21 protein-coding genes and 1 tRNA gene are annotated in these 19,960 nt (G+C 66.7%); 11 read left to right on the forward strand and 11 right to left on the reverse strand.

Annotated features, from left to right (window positions below):
- Positions 1-62: 62 nt before the first annotated feature.
- Complete coding sequence (locus FIV50_RS08165) at positions 63-548, reverse strand: Dps family protein (RefSeq protein WP_042536706.1); 486 nt, start codon at positions 546-548, stop codon at positions 63-65.
- 140 nt (positions 549-688) lie between these two features.
- On the opposite strand from FIV50_RS08165, the gene FIV50_RS08170 reads away from it, so the two are divergent.
- Entirely contained in the window at positions 689-1,225 is a 537-nt protein-coding gene (locus FIV50_RS08170) for a gamma carbonic anhydrase family protein (protein WP_140037008.1), read from the forward strand.
- A 29-nt stretch (positions 1,226-1,254) separates the two neighbouring features.
- A tRNA-Ile gene (locus FIV50_RS08175) sits at positions 1,255-1,328 on the forward strand.
- Between the two features lie 715 nt (positions 1,329-2,043).
- On the opposite strand, the gene FIV50_RS08180 is transcribed toward FIV50_RS08175, so the two are convergent.
- The 8 genes from FIV50_RS08180 to FIV50_RS08215 all read right to left on the reverse strand — a co-directional run bounded on the left by FIV50_RS08180 (position 2,044) and on the right by FIV50_RS08215 (position 8,237).
- On the reverse strand, positions 2,044-2,553 hold the full coding sequence (locus FIV50_RS08180; RefSeq protein ID WP_140037009.1) for a hypothetical protein: 510 nt from the start codon (positions 2,551-2,553) through the stop codon (positions 2,044-2,046).
- Between the two features lie 224 nt (positions 2,554-2,777).
- Positions 2,778-3,167: a matrixin family metalloprotease gene (locus FIV50_RS18020; protein WP_140037010.1), complete on the reverse strand. Its 390-nt coding sequence runs from the start codon at positions 3,165-3,167 to the stop codon at positions 2,778-2,780.
- Between the two features lie 615 nt (positions 3,168-3,782).
- A complete protein-coding gene (locus FIV50_RS08190) occupies positions 3,783-4,409 on the reverse strand; it encodes a hypothetical protein (RefSeq protein ID WP_140037011.1) in 627 nt (208 codons plus the stop codon).
- Positions 4,406-5,239 (reverse strand): endonuclease/exonuclease/phosphatase family protein, encoded by an 834-nt coding sequence (locus tag FIV50_RS08195; RefSeq protein ID WP_140037012.1) that lies wholly within the window; start codon positions 5,237-5,239, stop codon positions 4,406-4,408. Before FIV50_RS08195 ends, FIV50_RS08190 begins: the two co-directional genes overlap by 4 nt.
- Positions 5,236-6,066: a glycosyltransferase family 2 protein gene (locus tag FIV50_RS08200; RefSeq protein ID WP_140037013.1), complete on the reverse strand. Its 831-nt coding sequence runs from the start codon at positions 6,064-6,066 to the stop codon at positions 5,236-5,238. Before FIV50_RS08200 ends, FIV50_RS08195 begins: the two co-directional genes overlap by 4 nt.
- An 80-nt stretch (positions 6,067-6,146) precedes the next feature.
- Positions 6,147-6,479, reverse strand: coding sequence for a DUF7882 family protein (locus tag FIV50_RS08205; RefSeq protein WP_140037014.1), 333 nt, complete (start codon positions 6,477-6,479; stop codon positions 6,147-6,149).
- 86 nt (positions 6,480-6,565) lie between these two features.
- Positions 6,566-7,504, reverse strand: a complete 939-nt coding sequence (locus FIV50_RS08210; RefSeq protein WP_140037015.1) for a helix-turn-helix transcriptional regulator — start codon at positions 7,502-7,504, stop codon at positions 6,566-6,568.
- A complete protein-coding gene (locus FIV50_RS08215) occupies positions 7,485-8,237 on the reverse strand; it encodes an exonuclease domain-containing protein (protein WP_258184479.1) in 753 nt (250 codons plus the stop codon). The genes FIV50_RS08210 and FIV50_RS08215 overlap by 20 nt, the downstream gene beginning before the upstream one ends.
- Positions 8,238-8,317: 80 nt before the next feature.
- Here FIV50_RS08215 and FIV50_RS08220 point away from each other — a divergent pair, with 80 nt between their 5' ends.
- Positions 8,318-9,217, forward strand: coding sequence for an alpha/beta fold hydrolase (locus FIV50_RS08220; protein WP_140037017.1), 900 nt, complete (start codon positions 8,318-8,320; stop codon positions 9,215-9,217).
- Here the strand turns inward: FIV50_RS08220 and FIV50_RS08225 are convergent.
- Positions 9,189-9,662, reverse strand: coding sequence for an Lrp/AsnC family transcriptional regulator (locus FIV50_RS08225; RefSeq protein WP_042536698.1), 474 nt, complete (start codon positions 9,660-9,662; stop codon positions 9,189-9,191). The genes FIV50_RS08220 and FIV50_RS08225 overlap by 29 nt on opposite strands.
- A 168-nt stretch (positions 9,663-9,830) precedes the next feature.
- On the opposite strand from FIV50_RS08225, the gene pdhA reads away from it, so the two are divergent.
- From pdhA to FIV50_RS08240, 3 genes are read left to right on the forward strand one after another with little or no spacing between them, the layout of a single operon-like run.
- Positions 9,831-10,946 carry a pyruvate dehydrogenase (acetyl-transferring) E1 component subunit alpha gene (gene pdhA / locus FIV50_RS08230; RefSeq protein ID WP_140038688.1) on the forward strand — a complete coding sequence of 372 codons (1,116 nt, stop codon included), beginning with the start codon at positions 9,831-9,833 and terminating at the stop codon, positions 10,944-10,946.
- Positions 10,947-10,948: 2 nt separating this feature from the next.
- Positions 10,949-11,959 carry an alpha-ketoacid dehydrogenase subunit beta gene (locus tag FIV50_RS08235; RefSeq protein ID WP_140037018.1) on the forward strand — a complete coding sequence of 337 codons (1,011 nt, stop codon included), beginning with the start codon at positions 10,949-10,951 and terminating at the stop codon, positions 11,957-11,959.
- The gene (locus FIV50_RS08240) at positions 11,956-13,320 is read left to right on the forward strand and encodes a dihydrolipoamide acetyltransferase family protein (RefSeq protein ID WP_140037019.1); all 1,365 of its coding nucleotides are present in this window, start codon (positions 11,956-11,958) and stop codon (positions 13,318-13,320) included. Before FIV50_RS08235 ends, FIV50_RS08240 begins: the two co-directional genes overlap by 4 nt.
- Here the strand turns inward: FIV50_RS08240 and FIV50_RS08245 are convergent.
- Entirely contained in the window at positions 13,313-13,906 is a 594-nt protein-coding gene (locus tag FIV50_RS08245) for a TetR/AcrR family transcriptional regulator (protein ID WP_140037020.1), read from the reverse strand. The genes FIV50_RS08240 and FIV50_RS08245 overlap by 8 nt on opposite strands.
- 112 nt (positions 13,907-14,018) lie before the next feature.
- Here FIV50_RS08245 and FIV50_RS08250 point away from each other — a divergent pair, with 112 nt between their 5' ends.
- Genes FIV50_RS08250 through FIV50_RS08270 form a run of 5 tightly spaced genes read left to right on the forward strand, consistent with a single transcriptional unit; the run spans position 14,019 to position 19,947 of the window.
- Positions 14,019-15,572: a carboxyl transferase domain-containing protein gene (locus FIV50_RS08250; protein ID WP_140037021.1), complete on the forward strand. Its 1,554-nt coding sequence runs from the start codon at positions 14,019-14,021 to the stop codon at positions 15,570-15,572.
- Positions 15,573-15,577: 5 nt separating this feature from the next.
- Positions 15,578-17,497 carry an acetyl/propionyl/methylcrotonyl-CoA carboxylase subunit alpha gene (locus FIV50_RS08255; RefSeq protein ID WP_140037022.1) on the forward strand — a complete coding sequence of 640 codons (1,920 nt, stop codon included), beginning with the start codon at positions 15,578-15,580 and terminating at the stop codon, positions 17,495-17,497.
- Positions 17,498-17,499: 2 nt separating this feature from the next.
- Positions 17,500-18,648 carry an acyl-CoA dehydrogenase family protein gene (locus FIV50_RS08260; protein ID WP_140037023.1) on the forward strand — a complete coding sequence of 383 codons (1,149 nt, stop codon included), beginning with the start codon at positions 17,500-17,502 and terminating at the stop codon, positions 18,646-18,648.
- A 10-nt stretch (positions 18,649-18,658) separates the two neighbouring features.
- Positions 18,659-19,144 (forward strand): MaoC family dehydratase, encoded by a 486-nt coding sequence (locus FIV50_RS08265; protein ID WP_140037024.1) that lies wholly within the window; start codon positions 18,659-18,661, stop codon positions 19,142-19,144.
- Positions 19,141-19,947 carry an HpcH/HpaI aldolase/citrate lyase family protein gene (locus FIV50_RS08270; RefSeq protein ID WP_140037025.1) on the forward strand — a complete coding sequence of 269 codons (807 nt, stop codon included), beginning with the start codon at positions 19,141-19,143 and terminating at the stop codon, positions 19,945-19,947. Before FIV50_RS08265 ends, FIV50_RS08270 begins: the two co-directional genes overlap by 4 nt.
- Positions 19,948-19,960 lie beyond the last annotated feature (13 nt).

A 19,960-nucleotide genomic window follows, 5' to 3' on the forward strand; every position in this document is an offset into this window, starting at 1 on the left:
CGGCATGCACGACGAAGGGCACCGGAGAATCCCGGTGCCCTTCGTCGTGAGTGGTGTCGTGGTTACGCAGCGATGTGCGACACGAGGAACCAGCGGTCCTTCTCGAGTCCGCGCATGATCTCGATCGCGACGTCCTGGCTCGTGAGGTCGACCTCGTCGAGTCCGTCGATCGCAGCCTTCACGTCGATGAGGATCGCGTCGATGTCGGAGATGACAGCGCGCACGAGCTCGTCGGACTGGGTGAAGCCGGCGGGAACCGAGGTCGCGCTGCCCTTTGCAGCCACGGCGCTGATGCGTGCGTCGATCGGGAGACCGAGGGCGACGATCCGCTCGGCGGCCGTGTCTGCGAAGTCACCGGCGTGCGCGACGATCGTGTCGAGGAGCTCGTGGACGCCGACGAAGTTGGCGCCGCGCACGTGCCAGTGCGCCTGCTTGCCATCGATCGTCAGTGCCTGGAGACCGAGCACGACGGGGGAGAGGAACTGAGCCGCTGCAGCTGCCACAGTCGGGTCGCTGGCGGTGGTGGAAACGGTCTGTACCTTGCTCATCTTGACTCCTCCGGAGTTGTCTCTTCGTGCCTGCTGATGACAACGCTACTCGTCTGAAAACATTCCGCAAGCAAGCGAAGGCTCGGCTTAGTGCCCCGGAATCATGCGGAAATCCGGCCTTGAGAGGATAGTCTCACCTCATGAGCATCGCAGTCGGAGCCTCTGTCCTCGCGCTCCCGGGAAAGACCCCGTCGGTGGCTGAAGGCGCCTTCATCGCCGAGGGTGCTCGCATCGTCGGTGATGTCTCACTGGCCGAGGGGGCGAGCGTCTGGTACAACGCCGTACTCCGGGGCGATTCGGAGTCCATCGTCATCGGTCCAGGCAGCAACGTGCAGGACAACGTCTCGGTCCACGTCGATGCGGCTCATCCCGTCATCGTGGGCGCGAAGGTGTCGATCGGCCACAACGCTGTCGTGCACGGATGCACGATCGGGGACGGCTCGCTCATCGGCATGGGGGCTGTCGTCCTCAGTGGCGCCGTCATCGGCGCCGGCTGCCTGATCGCCGGCGGAGCAGTGGTGCTCGGGGGAACCGAGGTGCCCGATGGCTCGCTGGTGGCCGGGGTCCCGGCGAAGGTACGCCGATCGCTCAGCGACGACGAGCGTGCGGATCTGATCGCGAACGCCGAGATCTATCTGAGGCACCTCGAGACGCACGCCGCCGCGACACCGATCTGACCGGTTTGGCCCGATAGGCTTGTCATCACGGGGCGGTGGCCAAGCTGGTTAAGGCAGTGGGCTCATAACCCAACGATCGTCGGTTCAAGTCCGACCCGCCCTACTCGATACTCTTCACGATCAGCGTGATTCCACGGGCTCAGGGAGGGTTCACACATTCGAGCGTTCTCCATCCGGTAGCAATCTGACCGTCATATGGCCAGCAGCTGCGGGCGGGACGTCCTCGTAGAAGGAAGTGCTGAGCGGGGCCCGCCTCACCGCGCATGTGGAGAGCGTGACCATTACTCTTCCCCTTGGCGCTCCGTCGAGGTCTCGTGGCGCTGTGAGCTCTCCTCTGTCGGGGCCCGCCGAGTTCATCGAGATTGAATGACGCAGTTCACGCGCGGGATGCACGGTATTGGGGCTTGCTCGGTGTGCCTGCGCGAGCTCAGTGCTGACTTGTCCGACCCGGCAGGTGAACTCCCCCGCTGCTCGAGGGTGGTCATGAACGAGCACATCGCGGTCTGCGAGCGGTCCGACGTCACTGATGAGGAGACAGGTCGGCTGGAAAACCCCGGCACGCTACCCTCACCCCGCACCACCACGTCATGGCGACTTGGTGAGCCGGGCGGGCGGCTGAGCTCTCCAGCGAACGTGCGATGTACATGAGCGAGTTCGGCGCTGGCCTGGGAGCGCCAGAAGGTCCCGCTATGTTCTTTGCTCAAGGTGGAGCCCGCTAGTCGTCCGTTCTTGATGCAGTTGCCGTCCAAGTACGCAACGGCTGGCTTTGATCACGAATGCGCTCCGCGAGTGCATGGAACCGATCTGAGCCTGCAGATTCAAGGTGCTTCGATAAGCGCGGGAACATCTTCGCCAGGCACCAAGTCGTCAACGCCGACGCCTTGAGCAACTCCCGACTCGTAGGGGAAGACGAGCACGGGTTCTTCGCTCGAGGTCGAGCGCTGGTTAGGCTCATCACCGGCGCGAAACTCGAACGCAAATCCCCCCGGATGGGTGACAGTGTAGACGGTCGTTCCCTCAGGTGCGCCACTCTTCAGCGACATTCCCACGAGCCCGTCTGGGGAAGTGATGTCGTTGACGTAGACCACCACCGGGGTTCCTACACCTACGTTTGTTTCGTATTCGAAGGCCTCGAGGTTGCCCGGTAGCGCGACGTAGATCGTATCGCTTCTCGGGTCCGTCAATTCGCCGGCAACTGTTCGACTGACATCGATTTTCATGAGAACGGGCGAGTAGGTGGGAGTGCCTTCTGGTGCGTTTGTGTCGAGTTCCCCCTGCGTGAATCCGGCTACTGTACCGATGACTCCCGCTTCCGAGAACTCAGTCATCTCGTCAACCTCCGCGACAGGTTCAACGTCAAAACCAGATACGTTCCAGTTCCCAATCAGGTCGTAAGCGGTCGGCACTGAAGCCGACGTCTCCACAGCTTGGGGTGAGGGCGATGTGCAACCTGCCAAAAGTATGCCGCAGAGTGCAACTCCGGACGCAGCGAAAGTACTCTTGATCATTGTTTTCGACATTGGGTCTCCCTGAAGAATTGTTCTAAATCGACTTAGCCGAAAACGGCGGTGTACACCCGGTTGATCGATGCGATCTCATCGGAGGAATATGTTGATCTGGTCGATGAACCACAGGAGGCGGCGATAGCCCCTGGTGCGCTATAGTGGCGCAGGCCCACGAAGTGGCCAATTTCATGGCAAAGGGTCTTGCGAAATTGGCTCCCGGTTCCGATGAGACTTGAGTGGATGATCATCGAGCCTTGATCGCAGGTTCCGCTTCCCCAATAGTGCATCGGCTTGGTGCATACTGCTGCTCCTCGGATTGTCGTTCCGCGGAGGTTGTATTCCGGAGAACCGTCAAGATATCCGCCGATATCCGTTTGCGTACCGCAAGTGGGTGCGTAGGTATCGACCAAGACGGTCACATCGTCCAGGTATGCCATCGCGGCGCCAAATTGGTTGCCTACGTAGGCAGGCCACCCATATGGCGTACACTAATCGAAGCTCTTGTCATCCCCGGCGCAGATCGCGTCGAGACCACTTTGGAAGTGGTAGCACTGCCCTCCAACCGACGCGGCCGTTGCAGGCACCGCAGTTATGTGGCCCCCAAAGGCTATCGCGAATATCGTCAGAAGAGCCGATGTGATTACCCTCAGTTTTCGAACGCGGCGGTTCGAGGCAATGTCTTTCCTTCGCTAGAGGGAGGCGTAACGCGACATGATTGTCGGGCCGACGATAGCCCGTTTCGGGACGAACGACCAGAGCGTGACGATATATAGCACGGCCTCATTCTCGCGATCGCTCTCCTGACCGGGGTCGGACCGCATAACACTTCTGCGCCAGCTTGCCCGAGTGTTCTGCTAGGCACGATGAAGCCGATGACGGAAGCCCGCGCTGGGAACCCTGCCTGTCTCAAGATCTGAGTCGCCCTGAGTTTCGTTCCTATTGGGCGTTGTGGGAAACGGGTGTTCTCAAGGCTATGTCGAGGCCAGCGCAGTAGTTTGCCTCGAACTCGGCGGGGGTGCGCATGTCGAGCTCATAACCCAACGATCGCGGGTTCAAGTCCCGCCCGCCCTACTCCCGTTCGTCGATTCGCCGAACTCAGATCTCGAATGCGGTCGGTTCAGAGATGCTGTCGCGAGTATGACCCCCGCCGTGATGCCGCCGATTCCGCCGAAGACCATGTCGCCGATCGTGTCCTGATACGTGACGAAGATCTCGTCGCTGAGGTAGGCCCAGCCCAGCCACTCGACCATCTCCCAGATCGCGCTGAGCGCGAGGGCCAAGAGCGGTGCGAGGACGAGGGGCGTTCGCGGCTTGGCATTGCGATCACGAGTCATCACGACGACGTCAGCCCTGGTGAGGATCAGCGCGGTGACGATGGCCAGAACACCCGTGCACACCAGGTGCAGGAGCAGATCCCATCCGGGGACCGTCCGATACAGGTCGAACACGTTGCTCCACGCGGCCACGAGCACGGTCGAGCACACCACCAGGTCGAACGACCCGCGCAGGCCCAGGACTCGTGGCAGCATCAGGGCCGGAAGAGCGAGCGCGGCGATGCCCGCATCCGTCGGGGTGAGCCAGATCAGCGCGAAGCCGACCCCGATGATCCCCAGAGCTCGCAGAATGTCGGCGGACCACTCGGTGAGGGTGCGGGGAGGTCGCAGAAAGTCTTCTTTCACGGTGTCTTCCCTTCCAGACTTACGAGCGCCTGCACTGCCAGGTGGTCCGAGGGTCTGATCCCGCCGAAGACGTGTGCGTTGATGGCGGCGGCGCGCACCTTCACGCCCCGGCTGACGAGCATCCAATCGACGCGCCGCCCTGTGAGCCGCGGTCGTCGATACCCGTTGAGCGTGCTCCACAGCGGAGTCAGTCGATCCTCTGCGGCGATCCAGGAATCGGTGAGCTGCGCGTGCGAGAGAAGCAGGCGTACGGCGCCTGAGCGGGGACCCGCGTTGAGATCGCCCATCACGATGGCCGGAAGCCCTCGCTTGCGGATCACGGCGGCGATCACCCCTGCCGATCGCCGCCGAGAACGCGACGACAGGTGGTCGAGATGGGCGTTGATGACGAGGAACCGGACGCCCGTCGCCCTGTCGGAGAACTCCGCCGTCACGAGGATGCGGGGGATGAGGTTGCCCCAGGACCGACTGCCCGGTTCGTCGGGACGCGCTGAGAGGGCCCGCTGCTCCCACCCATCCAGCTCCAGGCGTTCGGCGTCAAAGACGAGCGGAGTGCTCTCGCCCGCGTACGCGTGACCTCTTCCTCTGCCGACGAACCGATACGTGGGACCGAGCGCTTCGGCGACGACGCGCGTCGCACGGGGCAGCACCTCCTGCAGCCCGAGGATCGTCGGACGCTCCGAGTCGAGCATCTCGGCGACTGCCGGGGCGCGCACACTCCAGCGATCGCGCTTCGGACGCAAGGGCCCCTCCATGGCGCGGCGGATGTTGAAGGACATCACGTGCACGTCCGGCGTGACCGCCGGGCCGATCAACGGAGGGACGGTCATCGAGTCCTCCGCGATGCGGGGCCGCGCCGACGACGCCGGACCGCGAGGCGTGCCCACCGGACAGGGGGAAAGTCGCGCGGCCAGTGCACGAGCACGCTGCGGAAACCTCTGTGCACTCGTCGGCCGAACTGCCCTGCGGTGAGTGGTCTCATCGACATCCCCATCGACTCGCCGGGGAGCCGCGCGATGCGATGGTTCTCACCGAGGTGGAAGGCGAGGTCGAGGTCGTCATGGATGTGAGGATCGCCGCGATGGACGTCCGCACGCACCGCATGCCATGCCTCCCGGCGGAACGCGAGATTGGAGCCGAAGAGCGGTCGGTGACCGAGCGTGACACTCAAGAGGCTCGTGTAGGCCCCGAGATAGAGTCGAGCGAGCGGGAGGCGGAGCGCCGCTGGCCCGTCGGTGAACCGCGCGTGTCCGGTCACGGCCCCCGTGCGCTCGTCCTCTCCGAAGGTGGTGACGACGGCGGAGATCCAGTCGGGATCCGGTTCGCAGTCCGCGTCGAGTCTGAGGATCAGATCACCGCCCGCGGCGTCGTATCCGGTGGACGCTGCAGCGGAGATGCCCGGCTCGATGCAGGTGAGCACGCGCGCGCCCGATGCTCGCGCCACGGATGCCGACGCGTCGGAGGAGTCGTTGTCGACCACGATGATCTCGTCGGCTGGCGACTCCTGTGCGTGGAGGGCCCGCAGGCAGCGTGCCAGCAGCACGGCGTCATCCTTGACAGGGATGACCACGGAGGTCGTGGGGGAGCGGACGGATGGCTTCCGCGACTGGACGCTCCCGGCCCTCTCGGACTCGTGCTCTTCGGTGCGCTCTGTCATCGGAGCGATCATCTCATCGATCGATGAGGCCGGCGAAGGACTTGACACAGGTGGAGCACACCGTGAGCACCGCGCCCGGCTCAGCGACCGTCTGCAACCGGGACGTCGGGAGAAGGCTCGATCAGTTCGTCGACGAGCGTGATCCCGCCGCTCGAGTTGGCGGAGTGCGCGAGATCCTCGATCCATCGACGACTGAGCTCCGGTGCCTCGCTCTCGTCGAAGACGAACCGCAGGGGGATCGACGGATGCAGCCAGACCGTCGAGCGGCCTTCGGGATCACCCTCCGGGTGCTTCCACGTCAGTGTGAAGCTCTCGTTGCGACGCAGCTTCGTCGCAACGACGACCTTGAGGTGCGCGAGCGCGCGATCGTCGATATGGATCGGCTCCGAGGCGCCGTAATAGAGAGAACCCATATCTCGGAATATATTCGTCCGAGGGCGAGCCTTCGCACCGGCGGCCCGCGGCACGCGCTGGGCACGAACAATCTGTTCGCAAAGTGTCATCGGCGGTGCTTCGCGGCTGTCACCGAAGGAAGCACGCCGAAGCTGTCGCGATACGCGGCAGCGAACCGGGAAGGGTGAGAGAAACCCCATCGACGGGCCACCGCGGTGACCGTCGAGTAAGTGCCGGACTGCAGGTCGCGATGCGCGCCGTCCAGTCGCGCCCGTCGCAGCGACTCTGCCGGTGTCGTGTCGAGCGCCCGTCGGAAGGCGTACTGCAGTCCCCGTGTCGAGATGTGGACGGCTGCGGCGACGTCATCGACGGTGATCGGCCGGTGTGAGTTATCGGCGATGTAATCGAGGGCCCGGCGCACGGTGGCCGGAGCCGCTGTCGTCTGCGCCGGGAGATGGCGCTCGAGACGGCTCGTGGTCGCGAAGGCTGCGAGCGTCGTCGCCGCCGCATGTCGAGCCAACTCGCTGTCCAGGAGTTCGTGATCGTCCGTGCTGTCGTCGAAGGCTGCAGCGCTCGACTCGAGATAGGCGAACATGCGATCCCATGCTGCGGCCGCATGTGCGGAGCGAGGCGAGAGGTCCGCGACGCGGATGGCGAGGTCGTCGTCACCGCTGATCTGCCGGGCGAGGCGCGAGAGGGTGTCGCGCTCGAATACGAGTGCCGTGACTCGGGCACCCGCGTCCCACCGCGCATGCACTCGTGGCCCGTCGGAGATCCAGGGGCGGCTCGCATCGAGATGGCCGCGGTCGGAGAAGACCCGTGCATCCGGACCGTCCACTCGGCAGACCAGAATCTGGTCATGCGGTTCCGCTGTCGAGCGGACCTCGGCCGCCAGGTCGTAGCGGACCAGGCTCACACCCCCGAGATCCGCAGAGTGCCAATCGAAGAGGAACCGCTCGGGGTCGACGTCGTGCAGGACTGCGGACGGGACGAACTGCTTCCAGGTGCTCTCGACCCGGGAGACATCACTGGTTCGGAACCGCATCGCGAGGCACCTCCCCGAGAGTGCGGTGGGCGCGCACCGGCCAGGTGCCGTCGAGGCGCTCCTCCGGCTCGAGGCGACCGATCCGGATGAAGTACTCCGTGAGGCTCGCCGCCTGCGAACGGGCCCACCCGATCTGCCGCGTATGCAGCTCCTCGAGGGTCTCGGGAAGCACGAACTGACGCGCCAGCGCCTGCGCGACCCGGCCTGCGGCCACCGCATCGGCGGCGGCCTCGTGCGCATCCTCGAGTCTCACGGCGTAGAGAGCAGCGACCACTTCGAGCGTGCGCTTGCCCGGCCGGTACCGGTCGTACGCCTTGTCGATCACGAGAGGGTCGATGATCGGCGAGGGATTCTCGAGCGGCGTTATTCCGTGGCGATGCGCCTCATGCGCCAGGAGGGAGAAGTCGTACGCCGCGTTGTACGCGACGATCGGAACCCCTTGCGAGAGCAGCGATCGCAGGGCAGCGGTCACCTCTTCGACCACTTCGGCGCCCGGACGGCCGTGCCGCCGGGCATGCTCGGTGGTGACTCCATGCACGGCCGTGGCGCCCTCGGGGATCGGCACGCCAGGATCCGACAACCAGTCCCTGGCTGCGATCTCGCGCCCATCTGCATCGAGGAGCCCCACATGCGCGGTGACGACCCGGTCCTTCTCCACATCGACACCCGTGGTCTCGAGGTCGAACACGCCGACGCGAGTGATCCAGTGCGGGAGCGAGGGGGCCGGGGGCATGGTTTCACCGTAGATCCGGGCTCCGACATCCGCGCGGAGGCGCACGGAGAGCATGCATGCGTCGACTCTAGACTTGGTCCATGACCGTCCCCTCTCCCTACGCAGACCGCCTCAGCCGACTGCCCGTCGCGCGTCACGAGGTCGAGGTCCGCGGCGGAACGACCGTGTTCTGGGAGTACGGACCTGTCGACGCCGACGTGACGGTGGTCGCCGTGCACGGGTTCCGGGGCGAGCACCATGGTCTCGAGCCCGTCCTCGCCTTCCTTCCCGAGGTCCGGGTGATCTCTCCCGATCTCCCCGGTTTCGGCGAGACGGCCCCCGTCGCGGGCCGCACGTACGATCTCGACGAGTACGTCGCCTGGCTGAAGGAGTTCGCGGCGACGGCGGCTCCCGGAGCGGTGATCCTCGGACACTCCTTCGGATCGATCGTCGCCTCGGCCGCGGTCGCAGCGGGTCTCGAGACGCCGCGGCTGATCCTGATCAATCCGATCGGGGCGCCCGCACTCGAGGGCCCCAAGGGCATCATGACGCGCCTCGCTGTCCTGTACTACTCGCTCGGGGCGCGCCTGCCCGAGCGAGCGGGCACCGCGCTCCTGCGCAACCGTCTGATCGTCAGGGTCATGAGCATCACGATGGCCAAGACGTCGGACCCGCAGCTGCGACGGTTCATCCACGATCAGCACGACACCTACTTCTCGCGTTTCGCGGACCGCGACGTCCTCCGGGATGCGTTCGTGACGAGCGTGTCGCATGACGTGAGCGAGTTCGCCTCGTCGATCTCGACGCCCACGCTGCTCATCGCCGCCCAGCGGGACGACATCACCCCCATCGAGGTCGAGCGACAGCTCGCGACCCGCTTCGACGACGCCACGCTGGTCGAGATCGCCGAAGTCGGCCACCTGATCCACTACGAGACGCCGGCCGAGGCGGCCGGCGCCGTTCGTCGATTCCTCAGGATTCCCGTCGCGCGAGGCCGATGAGGCCGGCGACACGGAACGGGATCACCTCGCCCATCGCGAGAGAGGTCTCGGTGCGTTCGACACCTTCGATCGACAGGATGCGCGCGTCAGTGTCGAAGAGGTGCCTGGCGTCCCTGCACGCGACGCGCGCGAGCAGGTCGATCGACCCGCTGAGTCCGTGCGCCTGCACGACCTCGGGGATCCGGGCCAGCTCGTTGATGATGCGTGGGAGCTCTGTCTGACGCACCCCGATGCTCACGAACGCCTGAAGCGGGAACCCGAGCACATCGGTGGAGAACGATCGTTCGTACGACTGGAAGATCCCGGTCTGCTCGAGCCTCGCCATGCGTGCCTGAATGGTGTTGCGGGACAGCCCGAGATTCTCCGCGAGCGCGACGATCGTGACCCGGGGGTCATCGGCGAGGGCGGCGAGAAGTTCCAGATCAATGCGGTCAAGTCCGGCCATAGTGCCAAACGATAGCAGGGTGGGGGACGCCCAGATTTGGCAACATGCTCAAGCCGATCGCGGTTGCTTGAGCGAGGTGATGAGCGGACGTACGCTGAAGTCAACCGGCGATGAGGCCGGGGCCGAGCGTAGAACCCGTGACGACGGCCATGAATGAGGAGGACGATGATGTCACCGCAGATCACCCCGATCGCCGATACGGCACAGGATCTCGAACTCGCCGAGCGCGTCCTCTCACCGGAGGGCGAGCGGATCTCGAACCCGCTGCTCGATTCCTACGTCGCTGACGTCGACGCAGCACAGCTGCGGGCGCTGCATCGCGACATGGTCATCCTCCGTCGCATCGACGCGGAGGGCGTCGCTCTCCAGCGTCAGGGACAGCTCGGACTCTGGGCGCCGTGCCAGGGTCAGGAGGCGACCCAGATCGGCACAGCCAGGGCGCTCGCTTCGCAGGACTATGTCTTCCCGAGCTATCGGGAGACGGGGGTCATCTATGCGCGCGGCGCGAAGCCCGGCGACTTCGTCCGCATGTGGCGCGGCGAGGAGGGCGCGGGTCACGACTCCGCAGCGCTCCGGGTGGCTCCGCTGCAGATCATCATCGGAGCGCAGACGCTCCATGCCGTCGGCTACGCGCTCGGCATCCGTCATGAAGGCGCGGACGAAGTCGCGGTCACCTACTTCGGCGATGGCGCCACGAGCCAGGGCGACGTCAACGAGGCGATGATCTTCGCCTCCTCGTATCAGGCCCCGGTCGTCTTCGTCTGCCAGAACAACCACTGGGCGATCTCGGAGCCCGTGTCGGTGCAGTCGAAGTATCCGATCGCCGGGCGGGCGCCCGGCTTCGGCATCCCGAGCCTGCGGGTCGATGGCAACGACGTTCTCGCGTGCACGGCTGCGATGCGCTGGGCACTCGCGCACGCCCGAGCGGGAAAGGGCCCCGCCTACCTCGAAGCGGTCACGTACCGGATGGGCCCGCACACGACAGCCGACGATCCGACTCGCTACCGCAGGGACGACGAGCTCGAGGCATGGCGCCGTCGCGACCCCATCGCGCGCCTGGAAGCGCATCTGCTTTCGATCGGCGAGCTGAGTGACGAGCAGATCGCCGAGACTCAGAAGGCCGCCGACGTCGCGGCACGGGAGATGCGCGCCGAGTGCCTGAGCATGGTGACCCGCCCGCCGCTCGCCGTCTTCGACGGCGTGTATGCCGAGCCGCATGCCGGGCTCGACCGCCAGCGCGAAGAGTACGCCGCGTACCTCGCCTCCTTCGACGGGGAGGTGTGATGATGACGCAGATCACTCTCGGGAAGGCGCTCGGCGCCGGCCTCCGCCAGGCGATGCGCGACGACGACAAGGTCGTGCTGCTGGGCGAGGACATCGGCAGGCTGGGCGGCGTCTTCCGCATCACGGACGGACTCCTCGACGAGTTCGGTGCGAAGCGCGTGATCGACACGCCTCTCGCAGAGTCCGGCATCGTCGGAATGGCTGTCGGGTTGGCGTTCCGTGGCTACCGGCCCGTCGTCGAGATCCAGTTCGACGGGTTCGTGTACCCCGCGTTCGATCAGATCGTCGCCCAGGTCGCCAAGCTGCACTACCGCACGCAGGGTCGGGTACGGATGCCGATCACGATCCGCATTCCGTGGGCCGGCGGAATCGGCGCGGCCGAGCACCACTCGGAATCGCCCGAGGCGTACTTCGTGCACACGGCGGGACTCCGCGTGATCGCCGTGTCGAATCCCGAGGACGCGTACCGGAGTCTGCGTCAGGCCATCGCGTCGGACGACCCGGTGATCTTCTTCGAGCCGAAGCGGCTCTACCACCAGAAGGGCGAGGTCGACCTCGACGCCCCGCTGGCGGATGCTGCGCCCATGGGACTCGCACGTGTCGTACGAGCAGGCGACGACGCGACGCTCATCACCTACGGGGCGATGGTCACGACCGCGTTGCAGGCGGCCGAGGCCGCGGAGGACGAAGGCACCTCGCTGGAGGTCATCGACCTGCGCTCGCTGTCGCCCGTCGACTACGACACGGTCGCGACGTCGGTCCGCAAGACCGGACGGGTCGTCGTCGCCCACGAGGCGTCACGCGAGGCGGGCATGGCCGCCGAGGTGATCGCGAGCGTCACGGAGCGATGCTTCGAATACCTCGAGTCCGCTCCGCTGCGGGTGACCGGGCACGACGTTCCCTATCCGCCGGCGAAGCTCGAGAAGTACCACCTCCCCGACCTCGACCGCCTGCTGGATGCCGTCGATCGCGTCCTCGACCGTCCGAACAGCCTGACGGGAGCAGACGCATGAACGCGGAGTTCCGGCTGCCGGACCTCGGGGAGGGACTGACAGAGGCAGAGGTCGTCCAGTGGCTCGTCGCACCCGGCGACACGGTCACGCTGAACCAGACTCTGGCGGAGGTCGAAACCGCCAAGGCGATCGTCGAGCTGCCTTCTCCCTACGAAGGCGTGGTCGCCGCCCTGCACGCCGAGGCGGGTCAGACGATCGCGGTCGGGGCGCCCCTGATCGAGTTCGACGTGGAGGGGGCCGATGGGTCGCCCGCGGCGGACTCGGCCGGAGTCGATGGGCAGGAGAAGGCGCAGCCCAACCTCGTGGGATACGGGGCCGCCCCCGCGGCATCCGGGCGGCCCGCGCGGCGTGCCAGACGTGCGGCCGGAGCCAGAGCTTCGACCGACACGGCTGTGCTCGAGGCGGCACCGCATGACGCCTCGCCGACGGCGAGCGTCGAGATCGTCGTCGAACGGCCCCGGTCCACGCCGCCGGTGCGCGCGTACGCCAAGCGTCTCGGCGTCGATCTCACCCTGGTGGCCGCGTCGGTCGGAGATCGAGTGATCACGCGCGTCGACATCGACGACTACGTCGCTCGCACCGGCGTCACCGTCGAGCAGGCCGACTCCGAACCGCGACGCGCTGCGGTTCCGGACGACGCGACGGGGCTCCGGGAGTACTCGCGGGAGACCCGCATCCCCATCCGCGGGGTACGCAAGCACACCGCCGCGGCGATGGTCGAGAGTGCGTTCACAGCGCCGCACGTGACGGTCTTCCACACGGTCGATGTGACGGCGACCATGGACCTTCTCGAGTCGCTGCGCGGCGACCGGTCGCTGTCCGAACACCGGATCGGTCCGCTCGCCGTCGTGGCGAAGGCGGTGTGTCTCGCACTGACCCGCGCCCCCGGCCTGAACGCGCGGTGGGACGATTCCGCCGGGGAGATCGTGCAGTTCGGGTACGTCGATCTCGGAATCGCTGCAGCGACCGAACGGGGACTCATCGTGCCCCACATCCGCGACGCCGAGTCTCTGAGCCTCGTTCAGCTCGCGGATGCCCTGAAGTCTCTCGCCGCCACGGCACGTGAAGGCAGGACGTCTCCGGTGGAGCTGTCGGGTGGCACGTTCTCGATCTCGAACATCGGGGTGTTCGGGGTCGATGCGGGCACACCCATCCTCCCGCCTGGGCAATCGGGGATACTCGCGGTCGGTGCCGTCCGTCGTCGTCCGTGGGAGCACCGCGGCGAGATCGCCCTTCGCCACGTGATGACGCTCAGCCTCTCGTTCGACCATCGGATCGTCGACGGGGCGGAGGGCGCGAAATTCCTCAGGGACGTGGCCGACGTGCTGGAGGAACCAGGGCGGGCGATGCTCCTCAGGTAATCGCCCGGAGCGCCGATTCCGCCATCGCGGCGAGCACTGCCGCGGTGGCGGAGTGGTGTCTGGCTGCCGCCCGCGTGCTGTGCGGTGTCGAGTTGATCAACCCGAAGCACGCCTGCACCCGCAGGCGGAGCTCGTCGGCATCGGCGTCGACGAGTGGACTCAGCGTGTCGATCCAGAGCTCGATGTACGCGCGCTGCAGTCGTCGGACCGCGGCGTGATCCGGAGCTGCCAGGTGCACCACGTCTCGATCATGCACTCGGATCACGTCGGCGTTGCCGAGGGCGAATTCGACATGGAATTCGACGAGTGCGCGGATGCGCTCTTCGGGAGTGGACCCGTCGGACGCGACCCGGGTGCCGCCCGTGACGAGATCGTCGCTCACCTTTATCAGCACGGCACCGAGCAGCGCCTGCTTTCCTGCGAAGTGACGATAGACGGCCGGGCCCGATACGCCCACGGCGGCGCCGATGTCCTCGAGGCTCACTCCGTTGTACCCGCTCTCGGCGAAGAGCCGCGCCGCCTCTCTGAGGATCGCGTCCGACCGCTCTGCCTTCGCGCGATCTCGCGCAGTCGGGGGGCTTGTCATCTCAGTTAATCCTCGCTAACCTGATGTGATCGGTTAGTGAACACTAACCGAGAAAGCATCCAGTGCGCCAGAGCGATGACGCCGGCGCCGTGTGGTCGAGGAGGACGTCACGATGCCCGCAACCCAGCAGGCCCTCGCCGCCGAGCTGCACGAACGGCTCGCGGTCGCCTCCAGAGGCGGGCCCGAGGCGTCTCGCGAGAGGCACATCGCTCGGGGCAAGCTGCTTCCACGAGACCGTGTGACCAGGCTCCTCGACGAGGGCAGTCCCTTCGTCGAGATCGCGCCTCTGGCAGCAGACGGACTGTACGGGGGAGAAGCACCGGCCGCCGGAGTCATCGCCGGGATCGGTCTCGTGCACGGACGCCACGTGATGGTCGTCTGCAACGACGCCACCGTGAAGGGCGGAACGTACTACCCGCTCACGGTCAAGAAGCACCTGCGCGCGCAGGAGATCGCGCTCGAGAACCGACTGCCCTGCCTCTATCTGGTCGACTCGGGCGGCGCCTTCCTCCCCAGGCAGGACGAGGTGTTCCCCGATCGGGAGCACTTCGGCCGCATCTTCTTCAATCAGGCCAGGATGTCGGCCGAGGGCATCCCGCAGCTCGCTGCCGTGCTGGGCTCGTGCACGGCTGGCGGGGCCTACGTCCCTGCCATGAGCGATGAGACCGTGATCGTCCGTGACCAGGGCACGATCTTCCTCGGCGGCCCGCCGCTCGTCAAGGCGGCGATCGGCGAGGTCGTCTCAGCGGAAGAGCTCGGCGGCGGTGAACTGCACGCCCGACGCAGCGGCGTGGTCGACCACCTCGCCGAAGACGACGAGCACGCGCTGGAGATTCTGCGTGACATCGTCGCCACGCTGCCGGCGCCTCTCCACCCGGTGTGGGAGGTGCACGACACCCGTGAGCCCGCGGAGTCGGGATCGATCTACGACGTCGTCCCCGTCGACGTCAACGCCGCGTACGACGTGCACGACGTCATCACTCGGCTGGTCGACGACGACACCTTCCGCGAGTTCAAGGCGGAGTACGGCACGACCCTCGTCACCGGGTTCGCGCGGCTGCACGGGCATCCCGTCGGGATCGTCGCGAACAACGGCGTGCTGTTCAGCGAATCCGCGCTGAAGGGTGCGCATTTCATCGAGCTCTGCGATCAGCGAGGCATCCCCCTGGTCTTCCTGCAGAACATCTCGGGCTTCATGGTCGGGTCGGACGCAGAGGCAGGGGGCATAGCGAAGGACGGGGCCAAGATGGTCACCGCCGTCGCGAGCACACGTGTGCCCAAGCTCACGGTGATCATCGGCGGATCCTTCGGCGCCGGCAACTACTCGATGTGCGGGCGCGCATACTCGCCGAGATTCCTGTGGACCTGGCCGGCCAGTCGCATCTCGGTGATGGGCGGCGCTCAGGCAGCCTCCGTTCTCGGGACGGTCAAGGACGACCAGCTCTCGGCACGTGGACAGAGCTGGAGCTCCGAGGAGCGGGCGGCTTTCGAGCAGCCCATCCGTGAGCAATACGAGACCCAGGGCGAGCCGTACTACGCCACAGCCCGCCTGTGGGACGACGGAATCATCGATCCAGCCCAGACCCGCGACCTTCTGGGGCTCGCCCTCGACGTGGTCGCGCGAAGCCCCCTGCCCGATCCGCGCTTCGGCCTCTTCCGGATGTGACCGCCATGACGAACACCTCAGCCTCCCGTGACTTCGACACGGTGCTCGTCGCCAATCGCGGCGAGATCGCGCGGCGCATCATCCGCACGCTGCGCACTCTCGGCATCCGCAGCATCGCCGTCCACAGCGATGCGGATGCCGACGCACCCCATGTGCGCGAGGCCGACGAGGCTGTGCGGATCGGCCCGGCCGCGGTCGCCGAGTCGTACCTCGACATCGACGCCGTCATCGCGGCCGCGCGTGCGACGGGAGCGCAGGCCATCCACCCGGGCTACGGCTTCCTCTCGGAGAGCGTGGGGCTGGCGGAGGCCTGCGCAGAGAACGGCGTCGTGTTCATCGGACCTTCGATCGAGGCACTCCAGATCATGGGCGACAAGGCCAAGGCGCGCGATCATGTCGTCCGCTCCGGAGTCCCCGTGGTTCCCGGGTTCGATGCGAGAGGTCTGTCGGACGCGGAGATCGCCGAAGAGGCTGCCGCCGTCGGCTACCCGCTGCTCGTCAAACCGAGCGCGGGGGGCGGCGGCAAGGGGATGGAGGTCGTCGAGGCGCCGGCCGGCCTGAGCGCCGCATTGGCCTCCGCGCGGCGGGTCGCCCGTTCGGCGTTCGGTGACGACTCGCTGATCATGGAACGGCTCATCCGCCGCCCACGCCATATCGAGGTTCAGGTCTTCGGTGACACGCATGGCACGGTGATCGCCCTCGGCGAGCGCGAGTGCACACTCCAGCGCCGACACCAGAAGGTGATCGAAGAGGCTCCGTCCGCCGGCATCCCCGAGGCGACGAGGGACCGTCTTCTCGAGGCTGCGACGCAGGCCGCGGCGAGCGTCTCCTACGTGGGTGCCGGCACCGTCGAGTTCCTCATCGATGCGGATGCCCCGGATCAGGTCTTCTTCATAGAGATGAACACCCGTCTGCAGGTCGAGCACCCCGTCACGGAGGAGGTGACCGGGCTCGACCTCGTCGCTCTCCAGATCAGCATCGCTGCGGGAGGACGCCTCGACCCTGCACCCACGGTTCGCGGGCACGCGATCGAGGCGCGGGTATACGCGGAGTCGCCTGAGCGCGGGTTCCTTCCCTCGACCGGGCGCATTCTGCTCTTCGACCCGCCGCGGGGGGTGAGAGTCGACGCGGCGGTCGAGACCGGCAGCGAGGTGACGGGGTTCTACGACCCGATGATCGCCAAGGTGATCGCTTTCGCGGAGGACCGGAGTTCCGCCCTCCGCCTCCTCGACGAAGCTCTGAGCAGAACCGTCGTGCTGGGTGTCGACACGAACATCGCGTTCCTCCGGCTGCTCTGCCGCGATGAGCGTGTCATGGCCGGCGACCTCGACACCGGACTCATCGAGACGCTTCTGCCCCTCGAAGACGAGCCGCCGACGACGACGATGCTGGTGGCCGCGAGCCGCGCGGTCCTGCACGCCGAGGACACGGTCGGCGAGGCTAGGAGGGCTCGACGGGCGGGCCAGGTGTGGCAGGCACTCACCGAGCGCGACCGCCACGAGGTCTCGTTCCTGACCGACCGGGGCGAGGTGATCGTCGCTCCTGCAGCCGACGGACCTGCAGCTCGTGCGGCAGTCGCGACGGACGTCGACGGCGGCGTCTGGGTGAGCGAGGACGGACGCACGATGCGCCTGCGGCCCCTGGATCGTCGCGCCCGCATGCTGCACCGCCTGCAGGCGCGGGAGCGGCGCGAGACCGAGAGCGGTCCGGATGCTCGGGCCCCGATGCCGGGAAGCGTCGTGGCGGTGCACGTCCGAGACGGCGACCAGGTGACTGCCGGCACTCCTCTCGTCTCGATTGAGGCGATGAAGATGGAGCATCCGGTGCTGGCGCCCCACGACGGGACGGTGCGCCTGACGGTGGCCGTCGGCGATCAGGTACGACGCGATCAGCGGGTCGCACACATGACGACGGAGGAGAACTGAGCATGTTCGAACTGACCGATGAGGAGCGCGAGCTCGCCGCGATGGTGCGTGACTTCGCCGAGGCGGTCGTCGCACCGCAGTCCTACGAGGCGGATCGCACCCACACTCTCTCGATGGACGTCGTGGCGCAGATGGGTGATCTCGGGCTGTTCGGCCTTCCGTTCCCTGAGGAGTACGGCGGCCAGGGGGGCGACTACATGGCCCTCGGCATCGCGATCGAGGCCCTCGGGCGCGTCGACCAATCCATCGCGATCACGCTCGAGGCCGGAGTCAGCCTCGGGGCGATGCCCGTGTTCCGCTTCGGCAGCGAGGAGCAGAAGCGCGAGTATCTGCCCGATCTTCTCGCCGGTCGCGCTCTTGCGGGCTTCGGTCTCACCGAGCCCGAGGCAGGCAGCGATGCCGGAGCGACCCGCACGACCGCTCGTCTCGATGGGGATGAATGGGTCATCGACGGCTCGAAGCAGTTCATCACCAACTCGGGCACACCGATCACGCGCTTCGTCACCGTGACCGCCGTCACCGGCAACGAAGGGGGGCGCAAGCAGATCTCGACCATCATCGTCCCCAACGGCACCCCTGGCTTCACCGTCGAGGCCCCATACGACAAGGTCGGATGGAACGCATCCGACACGCATCCGCTCAGCTTCGCCGGTGCACGCGTACCCGTGGGCAACCTGCTGGGGGAGCAGGGGAGCGGCTTCCGCAACTTCCTCAGCATCCTCGATGAGGGACGCATCGCGATCGCCGCTCTCTCCACAGGTGCCGCGGAAGGATGTCTCGAAGCCGCCGTCGACTATGCGAAGAGCCGCACGATCTTCGGCAGTGCCCTCAGCACGCGACAGAACGCCCAGTTCACCCTCGCGCGCATGCGCGCCCGAGTGCATACGGCGCGACTCGCCTGGCACCATGCAGCGCGACTGCGCGACGCGGGACGACCGTTCGCCGAGCAGGCCGCGATCGCGAAGCTCGTGGCTGGAGAAGCCGCCATGGACAACGCCAGGGACGCGACGCAGATCTTCGGCGGCAACGGGTTCATGAACGAGTTCCCGGTCGCCCGTCACTACCGCGACTCGAAGATCCTCGAGATCGGTGAAGGCACCACCGAGGTGCAGCTGCTCGTGATCGCGCGGGCGCTGGGACTCGCCGGGTAGCGTGGCAGGCATGACCGTGAACGACATCGTCCAGCGGGGGCTCTACTTCGAGGAGTTCGTCACGGACGCGCGCTACCTGCATCGCCCTGGACGCACGGCGACCGAGGCCGACAACGTCCTCTTCACGACGCTCACCATGAACACCCAGGCGCTCCACCTCGATGCGGCCTTCGCCGACGCGCAGCGACCGTTCGGTGCGCGTCTGATCAACTCGATGTGGACGCTCTCGACGATGGTCGGCGCTTCTGTCGCGCAGCTGACCCAGGGCACCCTGGTGGCCCAGCTCGGGCTCGGTGAGATCGCGTTCCCGCACCCGCTGTTCGCCGGTGACACGCTGTACACCGAGAGCGTGATCGTCGAGAAGAGGCTGTCGACCTCGCGTCCTGGGCAGGGGATCGTGACCATCGCCCACACCGGACGCAATCAGGACGACACGGTCGTCGCGACCGCGACCCGAACCGTCCTCGTGCACTGCCTGCCGGAGGAGGGGCGATGACGTTCGACCTCGGTCCCGCGCTGCTGTTCTGCCCCGCCGACCGACCTGAGCGATTCCACGGAGCTCTCGAGAAGGCTGACGCGGTCATCCTCGACCTCGAGGACGCCGTGCTCCCCGAGGCGAAGGCCAGCGCCCGACAGAATCTCATCGATGCCGAGCTCGACCCCGATCGAGTGATCGTCCGGGTCAACGCACCGGGCTCCGACGCATTCACCGCCGATCTCGCGACCCTCGCCCAGACCGACTTCCGCACCGTCATGGTGGCGAAGACAGAGAGCGCGGAGAGCCTTGCCGCGTTCGACGAGAGGTTCTCACTGATCGCTCTGTGTGAGACGGCGAAGGGCGTCCACGCCGCAGATCGTATCGCCGCGCACTCTCAGGTCGTCGCGATGATGTGGGGCGCTGAGGATCTGGTGGCATCCCTCGGCGGCACATCGAGTCGCACGGCGAACGGCGGCTATCGCGATGTCGCGCGCTACGCGCGGTCGCGGGTGCTCCTGGAAGCGGGGGCACAGGGCAAGGGAGCCATCGACGCGGTGCACGTCGACATCGAGGATGTCGCCGGTCTCGAGTCCGAAGCGGTCGACGCTGCCGCATCGGGGTTCATCGCGACCGCGTGCATCCACCCGAGTCAGGTGGCGGCGATCCGCGCGGCGTACGCGCCTGATGAGGCCAGCGTCGAATGGGCTCACGGGGTGCTCGCGGCGGCCGAGAGCGAACGAGGAGTCTTCCGCTTCAGAGGACGCATGATCGACGAGCCCGTGCTGAGGCACGCCCGGTCGGTGCTCAACCGCGCTCGCTGATCAGAGCAGCTGA

The sequence above is a fragment of the Microbacterium foliorum genome (assembly GCF_006385575.1).
Taxonomy (GTDB): domain Bacteria; phylum Actinomycetota; class Actinomycetes; order Actinomycetales; family Microbacteriaceae; genus Microbacterium; species Microbacterium foliorum_B.